We start from the raw sequence: 8090 nt of genomic DNA, 5'->3' as shown, positions 1-8090 counted from the left end.
AGTACGGCCAGCGCGCCGGCTTTCAGCGCGCCGAGCAGGCCGACGACGAAGCGCGACGAACGCTCGACGCAGACGACGACGGCCGCTTCCGCGGCCACGCCGCGTTGCGTGAGCGCCCGCGCGATGCGGTTCGATGCGTCGTCGAGTTCGGCGAACGTCAGCGACGTCGACGCGTCGGAAAGCGCGACGCGATGCGGATAGGCGGCTGCCTGCCGCGCAAACGCGGCGACGATGTCCGCATGCTCGATACGCAGCGCACGGCCGTCGCGCGGCTGGCGCGACGCAGCCGACGCATCGCACGGCAGCGCGGCCGTCGTGGCGTGCGGTTCATGGGCAGCGGACGCGACGAGCGCCGCATAGCTGTCAAGCCATGCACGCGCGGTATCGGCCTCGATGCAGTCGGTCGCATAGGCCGCGACCAGTTCGATCCCGTTCGCGTCGTCGGTGAAATCCAGTGCGAAGTCGAAGCGTGCGGCGAGATCGGGCCCCGGCGTCGCGACCGCCGTGGCGCCCGGCAACACGCTGTCGTGCCGTGCGTCGAACTGCTGCGCGAACTTCACGCGCAGCCATTCATCGCCGCGCTTGACGGGCGGCTTCACCGCGTCGACGACGCGCTCGAACGGCACGTCCTGATGCGCGACCGCGTCGAGCGCCGCGGTACGCGCCGCGTCGACGAGCGCGCGGAACGGCAGCGTCGGCGCCACGCGTACGCGCAGCGCGACCGTATTCAGGAACAGACCCAGCAATGCGCGCGTTTCAGGACGCTGGCGATGCGCGACCGGCACCGCGACGACGACGTCCGTTTCTCCGGTCAGGCGCGACAGCCATGCGTCGAGCGCGGCCAGCAGCACCGTGAAGACGGTCGCTTGCGCGTCGCGTGCGAGTTGCCGCACGTCGGCCGCGACCGCATCGGGCAGACGCACCGATACACGTGCGCCGTGCAGCGTGCGCGTGGCGCCCGGCTGGCGGTCGACCGGCAGCGCGAGCGGGCCCGGCACGTCGCGCAACGCGCCGCGCCAGTAGTCGAGCTGACGCTCGCCCTCGCCGCCGGCCAGCATGTCACGCTGCCAGTCCGCGTAGTCGGCGTACTGGATCGGCAATTCGGGCAGCGACGGCTCGCGGCCTTCGGCATACGCGCGGTACGCTGCCGACAGTTCGTCGAACGCGCAGCGCGAGCTCCAGCCGTCGGTGATCGCGTGATGCGCGGTCAGCAGCAGGCGGTGACGATCGTCGGCGAGCGCAACGAGTGTTGCGCGCAGCAGCGGGCCGCGTGCGAGGTCGAACGGCTCGGCTGCGTCGCGCTCGGCGAGACGCGCGGCTTGCGCGTCGCGGGCGGCCGGCGGTTGATCGCGCAGGTCGACCGCGGCGATCGACACCGGCAGATGCGCGTGAATCCGCTGCATCACGACGCCGTCGTCGTTGTCGACGAGGGTCGTGCGCCACGCTTCGTGACGGCCGATCACGTGATCGAGCGCTCGCTGCAGCGCGTCGCGGTCGAGCACGCCGTCGATCGTCCAGTGTGCGGCGATGTGATACGCGGCGCTGGCGTCGCGCGTTTGCGCGAGCACCCAGAAACGTTGCTGCGCGAGCGATGCCGCGCGATCGACGTACGGCGCGCCCGATGCGGCGGCATCGGCCGGTGCGCGGCGCGCGGCGATCGTGACCAGCGGTTCGCCGGTTTCGCGTTCCGCGCGATCGACCGTGTCGGCCAGCTCGGCGAGCGCCGGATCGGCGAACAGCGTATCGAGCCGCAGATTCACGCGCACGGCCGCACGGATCGCGGCCTGCAACTGCATCGCGGCGAGCGAATCGGCGCCCAGCGCGAAGAAACGATCGTCGCGCGACGGCATGACGTCGAGGCCGAGCAGCGTTTGCCAGAGGCCCGCGATCTGCTGTTCGGTCGGCGTGCGCGGCGCATCGCCGGCGGCTGGCGACGTGTCGCGCGCGGCGGCAATCCGCTCGCGCAGCGCGGCACGGTCGAGCTTGCCGTTCAGCGTGTACGGCAGCGCATCGCAACGCACGAACCGGTGCGGCTGCCACGCGGCCGGCAGTTGCGCGGCCACGTGCGCCTTCAACGCGGCATCGTCGGCCGCCGCGCGCAGCGCGACGCACGCGATCAGCCGCGTCGGCCCGTTGGCGGTGTCGGCGATCACGGCCGCATCGGCCACGGCCGGATGCGAGCGCAGGCACGCGGCGATTTCCGCCGGCTCCACGCGTACGCCGCGCACCTGGACCTGATCGTCGAGGCGGCCCAGATAATCGTATGCACCGTCGTCGCGCAAGCGTGCGAGGTCGCCGGTGCGATAGACGCGCGCGCCGGGCTCACCGTCCGCATCGGGAACGAAACGTTCGGCCGTGAGCGCCGGGCGGCCGTGATAACCGCGTGCGACGCACACACCGCCGAGCAGCAGTTCGCCCACTCCATCGGCTTCGGCGCCGTCGATGCGTGCGACCCGCGGGCCGATCACGCGGCCGATCGGCAGCGACGCATACGCGTCGTCCGCGGCCAGCACCGGCGTCTCGCCCGGTTCGACCGGCCACAGCATCGGCGAGATCACGGCTTCGGTCGGCCCGTAACCGTTGATCAGGCGCACCACCGGGAACGTGCGGCGCACGAATTCGAATGCCTGCTGCGGCAGCGCTTCGCCGCCGAACGCGAGCACGCGCAAGGCCGGCGGCACGCCGTCGCGCGCGGCGACGGCCGCGAATTCACGCAGGTATGCAGGCGGAAATGCGGCGACGTTCACGGCTTCGCGCACCATCAGCGTGTGAGCGTCGACCGGCGCGAACGGCTGCGGCGGCGCCACGACGATGCCGGCGCCGACCGCGAGCGGCGCGAGCCAGCATTCGTGCGCGGCGTCGAAGTTGACCGACGCGAAATGCAGCAGACGGTCGCCGGCCTCGATCGGCAGCGCGGCAGCAAGCGCGTCGCAATGCGCGGCGAGCGGCCCGTGCTCGACGACCACCGCCTTCGGCGTGCCGGTCGAGCCCGACGTATAGATCATGTAGGCGGCCGAACGCGGGTGCACATTCACAGTGTCGTCATCGAACCCGTGATCCTGCGCGACGCCCGATGCTTCGGCCGTCACGTCGAACGCGTGTTCGAATGGCGTGCCGAGCGCCGCGCGGCCGGCGGCGTCGACGATGCCGTGCCGCAGTTGCGCATCCTGCACGATCCAGTCGAGGCGCGCGGCCGGATGACGCGGATCGAGCGGCACGAATACGCCGCCGGCCTTGAGCACGGCCAGCAGCGCGACGAACAGTTCGCCCGAACGCTCGACGCACACGCCGACCCGCACTTCGGCGCCGACGCCGGCCGCGCGCAGTTGCCGGGCGAGCTGCGATGCACGTGCATCGAGCGCACCGCGCGACAGCCGCAGGTCGTTCTGGAAAGGCACCGCGATGGCGGGCGCGTCGGGCGCGACGCGCGCCAGTTCGCGGATTCGGTGATGCAGCGCAGTCGGGAAACTCGTCATGTGCATGAAGTCCTTCGGTCCGGCCGCTTCGGCCAAGTCTCGGGGCCGCTTGGGGCGGCTTCACTGGTGTGACGAACGGCGCGGCCGATTTTTTACCGTTTTGCGCGCAAAGTGCGTGCGGCCGCTTTTTTTGCCGATGGGACTAAATATTTGCGCGGCCCGTTCGTCTATCAGGGAGGAAAGCCGGAACGGGGCTCGCCCCGCCGCTTTCGCGTCAGATTTGCCGTTTCCGCGTTATTGCCTGCCTTCCCTTTACCGACGTTGCCGATGACAGCCGCCCACGAGCCTTCTTCCCCGCCGTCCCTCGACGCTTCCCCCGGCCGCCCCGCGGCGCGCCTGATCCTTGCGCTGCTGCGCGAAAGCCGCGTGTCGCTCACGCTGGCGCTCACCGCGTGCGTGCTGAACGGCGTCGCGAGCGTGCTGCTCGTCGCGACGCTGAACCGCGCGCTGTCGCAACCGGGCGCCGCCGACGCGGCACTCGCGTGGCGCTTCGCGCTGTGCGCGGTGATCGCGCTCGTCACGCGGATCGTGTCGGGCACGCTGTTCGCCCGCCTGTCGCAGGACACGATGGCGCGCTTGCGCGTGCATCTGGCGCGGCGCGTCGGCGCGGCCGAGCTGCGCGACATCGAGCGGATCGGCGCGGCGCCCGTGCAGTCGGTGCTGACCGACGACGCGACCAACGTGTCGATGCTGTTCTTCGCGCTGCCGAACCTGGTCATGCACGGCTCGATCGTGTTCGGCTGCCTCGGCTACCTGGCGTGGCTGTCGTGGCCCGTGTGCCTGCTGGCGCTGGCCGCGATCATCGCCGGCTCGCTCGGCTATCACACCGGCGATCGCCGCGCGATCGCGGCGCTCGAAGCCGCCGGCCAGGCGCAGGACCGCCTGTTCGGCTATCTCGGCTCGCTGTTCTCCGGCGCGAAGGAGCTGAAGCTGCACGACGCGCGCGCCCGCCAGTTCGTCGACGGCCAGCTCGGCGCCGCGATCGGCGAAGTGCGCGACCACCGCCGCCGCGCGTTCAGCGCGTACGCGGTCGGGGTCGGCTGGATCATCTTCCTGTTCTACGTGTTCCTCGGCGTCGCATCGTTCTGGCCGCAGCTCGGCGTGCATGCCGATCCAGCCACGGCGGCCGGCTACGTCGTCGTGTTCCTGTTCATGCTCGTGCCGCTCGACGGTCTGCTGAACAACCTGCCGACCGTCAACGCGGCGCGCGTGTCGCTCGGGCGGATCGAAGGCGTGATGGCCGAATTCGGCGCGCTGCGCACGGTGCCGCCCGCGGCCGATGCGCCCGACGTGCCGCCGGCCGGCGCCGTCACGCTGCGCGGCGTCACGCACGCGTATTTCCACGAACGCGACGAACGGATGTTCAGCATCGGGCCGATCGACCTGACGATCAAGCCGGGCGAGCTCGTGTTCATCGTCGGCGGCAACGGCAGCGGCAAGACCACGCTCGCGAAGGTGCTGACCGGGTTGTACGAGCCCGAACAAGGCACGATCGAGGTCGACGGCCGCACGATCGGCTGGCGCGAGCGCGCGGCCTACCGGCAGCGCTTCAGCGCGGTGTTCAACGATTTCCACCTGTTCGATGCGCTGCTCGGCATCGTCGACCCCGACGATCCGTCGCGTGCGCAGGCCGATGCGCGGGCGAACGCGCTCGTCGCGAAACTCGCGCTCGATCACAAGGTGAAGGTGGTCGACGGCGCGTTCTCGACGCGCGCGCTGTCGACCGGGCAGCGCAAGCGGCTCGCGCTCGTCGTCGCGTACCTGGAAGATCGCCCGTTCTACCTGTTCGACGAATGGGCGGCCGACCAGGACCCGTCGTTCAAGGCCGTGTTCTACGAGCAACTGCTGCCGGAGCTGCGCGCGCGCGGCAAGGCCGTGATCGTGATCACGCACGACGACCGCTACTTCGATCTCGCCGATCGTCTGCTGAAGCTCGACAACGGGCGCATCGTCAGCGACACGCAACCGGCACGCCTGCGTGCACAGGATGGCGTCGATGCGCTGAGCGCGTAACCCGACAGTTGCTCAAAAAAATCGCCGGCACGCTGCATGGGCAGTGTGCCGGCGATTGTCGTTTCAGCGGGGAATGTGGCTGACGTGTGGCGAAAAGGAATGGCGGAAGCCACGCGTCGTCGGGCCGATCACGACGCCCTGCCCGTCAACGCGGCATCGCCTGCTGCTCGAAGCACGCCGCGCTCAACGCACGGCCGGCAGCTTCAACATCGTGTCGGTCATCACGTCGGCCAGCTTCAGCGCCGACATCGGACCGCCGAACCCCCAGATGTTGCGCTCGATCAGCGCGATCCGGTGTTCCTTCAGCGCGGGCACGAAGCGCCACACCGGCGAATCGAGTTTCGCCGACAACGGCACGTCCATCCCCGACGCGGTCACGAACAGCACGGCGAGGTCGCGCTGCCGCAGCAGATCGGCCGACGTCACGTACAACGTGCCTTCCCGCGTCGGCTTCTTCGGCCACGGCTCGAGCCCGAGCGCCCGCGCGAGGCCCGCCGACGTGCTGTTGCCCGTATAGGCCCAGTAACGATCGGGCAAGCCGAGATCCTGCAGCAGCGCGACACGCTCGCCGTGGCGGCCCGCGGCCGCGAGCCGCGCCGCATTGCGGGCGATGCCGGCGTCGAGTTGTGCTTCGACCGCCTGCGCGCGCGCGTCGCGCCCCGTCACCGCGCCGATCGTCCGGAAAATCTGCCGCATCCAGTCGAGCTGCGTGACCGGCACGCCGTCTTCCGACACGTTCGGGCTGAACTGGAACAGGATCGTCGGCGCGATCCGGTCGAGCGCGTCGAAGATCGGCGCGTGCCGGAAGCCGACGCCGATGATGAGATCCGGCTTGACCGCCGCGATCGCCTCGAGCCCCGGCTCCTGCCGCGAGCCGATGTCGGTCACGTGCGCGAGCTGCTCGCTCCGGTAGCCGAGCCAGCCCGGGTAGAACGCCGTATCGGCCATCCCGGCCGGCACGAGGTCGAGCGCGATCACGCTTTCCGCGAACATGAAGTCGAGCGCGACCACGCGCTGCGGCCGCACGGGCATTTTCGCGCTGGCCTGCGACACGACAGGGTTGCCGGCCAGCGACACGGCGCGTTGCGAACCGCCCGCGCCCCCGGCCACGGAGGCGGCCGCCGCCGATGCGGAAAACACACCGCAGCACGCGGCGCCGAACGCCGCCGCGAGTGCACCGAGCGCGTGCCGGCGGCCGGCGTGCGTCACCGGATCGCGTCCTGCTCGGCCAGCGCCGCGTCGTCCATCGTCAGTAGCAGGGGGCAGCTTCCACACAGTTGCGTTTCTCCAGGAATTTCGTAGCGCAGGCAGCACACGCGGCGCGCGCGAAACGGCGTCGGCAGCAGCGGCGAGCGCGGCACGGCATCGCGCACGGGCTGGCGCAGCGGATTCGATTCGCCGCGCACGCAGGTCGAACCGAACAGCCAGTTCGCGTCGCCCACGGGATCGGCCGCGCACGGCAGCGAGCGATACGTATCGAGCAGATAGTCGAGCAGGTTGCCCGCGTTGCTCCACAGCACGCGCGGCGTGACGCGGGCCATCGCCGCGAGCAGGTCGATCACCGCGCCGAGATGCGCGATGAGCCCCGCATAGCGCGGCTCAGGATCGTCGCACGGCGCGCCGAGCGCGTCGCTCGCGAAATACAGCGCGGCCGGCATACCGTCGTCGAGCGCGACGAACGTGCGCTCGGGCGTCATGTCGAGCGGCCGGCCGAGCGTCAGCGCGGCGACGACGCCGGCCGGCGCCGCGCGGCCGAAATAATATTTGCTCCATTGCGACATCAGCGCGCGCGCATGCTGCGCCGGATCGCCGCCGTAATGGTCGACCATCGCGCCGAGCACGGCGTCGCGATGCGCTGGCAACGCGCTGACGGGCACGACGACGCGGCCCGGCGCATGCGCATCGTCAGGCATGCCGAGCCAGACGACGTCGAGGTGCTCGGCGAACGGTTCCGGCGCGAACGCCGAAAAGCGCGTGGCGCGCGCGCCGTCGAGCGCCGGCGTCATCGCCCCGCGCGCCGGGCGCGGCGCCCCTCGAGAATCAGCAGACCGAGCAGGTACGGCGCGCCGATCAGCGCGGTCAGCACGCCGGCCGGCACTTCGCGCGGCGCGACGACGGTGCGCGCCGCGAGATCCGCAAACCCGAGGATCAGCGCGCCGCACGCCGCCGCGAGCCACAGCCGCGTGCGATGCCGGCGCGCGCCGAGCATCGTCGCGACGTGCGGCGCCATCAGCCCGATGAAGCCGACCGGCCCGACCGCTGCGACGGCCGCGCACGCGGCGAGCGTCGCGATCGTCAGCGCGAGCGGCCGCAGCGCGGCCACCGGCAGGCCGAGCGCAGCCGCCTGGTCGTCGCCGAGCGCGAGCATGTCGAGCGGTTTCGCGAGCCACGCGAACACCGGCACCGCGAGCACGCACCACGGCAGCAGCATCGACACCTCGCCCCAGCTGCGGCCATACGTGCCGCCGACGAGCCACACGACGAAGCGCGCGGGCTGCACGCTTTCCTGCGTGATCAGCCATTGCGCGAGCGTGGTCCACAACGCACCGATCACGATGCCGGTCAGCGCGACCGCGAGCGGCGCGTAGCGATGCCGGTGAT

The 8090-nt window shown here is 71.1% G+C and carries 5 protein-coding genes; 1 reads left to right on the top strand and 4 read right to left on the bottom strand.

The window, feature by feature from the left end:
• On the bottom strand, positions 1-3476 hold a 3476-nt coding region (locus tag JMF86_RS07980), incomplete at its 3' end, for a non-ribosomal peptide synthetase (protein ID WP_201316929.1).
• Between the two features lie 267 nt (positions 3477-3743).
• On the opposite strand from JMF86_RS07980, the gene JMF86_RS07975 reads away from it, so the two are divergent.
• Positions 3744-5489: a cyclic peptide export ABC transporter gene (locus JMF86_RS07975; protein WP_027812364.1), complete on the top strand. Its 1746-nt coding sequence runs from the start codon at positions 3744-3746 to the stop codon at positions 5487-5489.
• Between the two features lie 183 nt (positions 5490-5672).
• Here the strand turns inward: JMF86_RS07975 and JMF86_RS07970 are convergent, their stop codons facing one another.
• From JMF86_RS07970 to JMF86_RS07960, 3 genes are all read right to left on the bottom strand, one after another.
• Positions 5673-6698, bottom strand: a complete 1026-nt coding sequence (locus tag JMF86_RS07970; RefSeq protein WP_054927806.1) for an ABC transporter substrate-binding protein — start codon at positions 6696-6698, stop codon at positions 5673-5675.
• On the bottom strand, positions 6695-7495 hold the full coding sequence (fhuF, locus tag JMF86_RS07965) for a siderophore-iron reductase FhuF (protein WP_054927805.1): 801 nt from the start codon (positions 7493-7495) through the stop codon (positions 6695-6697). The genes JMF86_RS07970 and fhuF overlap by 4 nt, the downstream gene beginning before the upstream one ends.
• Positions 7492-8090, bottom strand: a 599-nt coding sequence (locus JMF86_RS07960) for an iron chelate uptake ABC transporter family permease subunit (protein ID WP_201316928.1), incomplete at its 5' end; no start/stop codon positions are given. The genes JMF86_RS07960 and fhuF, both read right to left, overlap by 4 nt.

It is taken from the genome of Burkholderia sp. E168m15 (genome assembly GCF_016586105.1).
Classification (GTDB): Bacteria; Pseudomonadota; Gammaproteobacteria; order Burkholderiales; family Burkholderiaceae; genus Burkholderia; species Burkholderia orbicola.
This window is presented reverse-complemented; position numbering and strand designations above follow the sequence as displayed.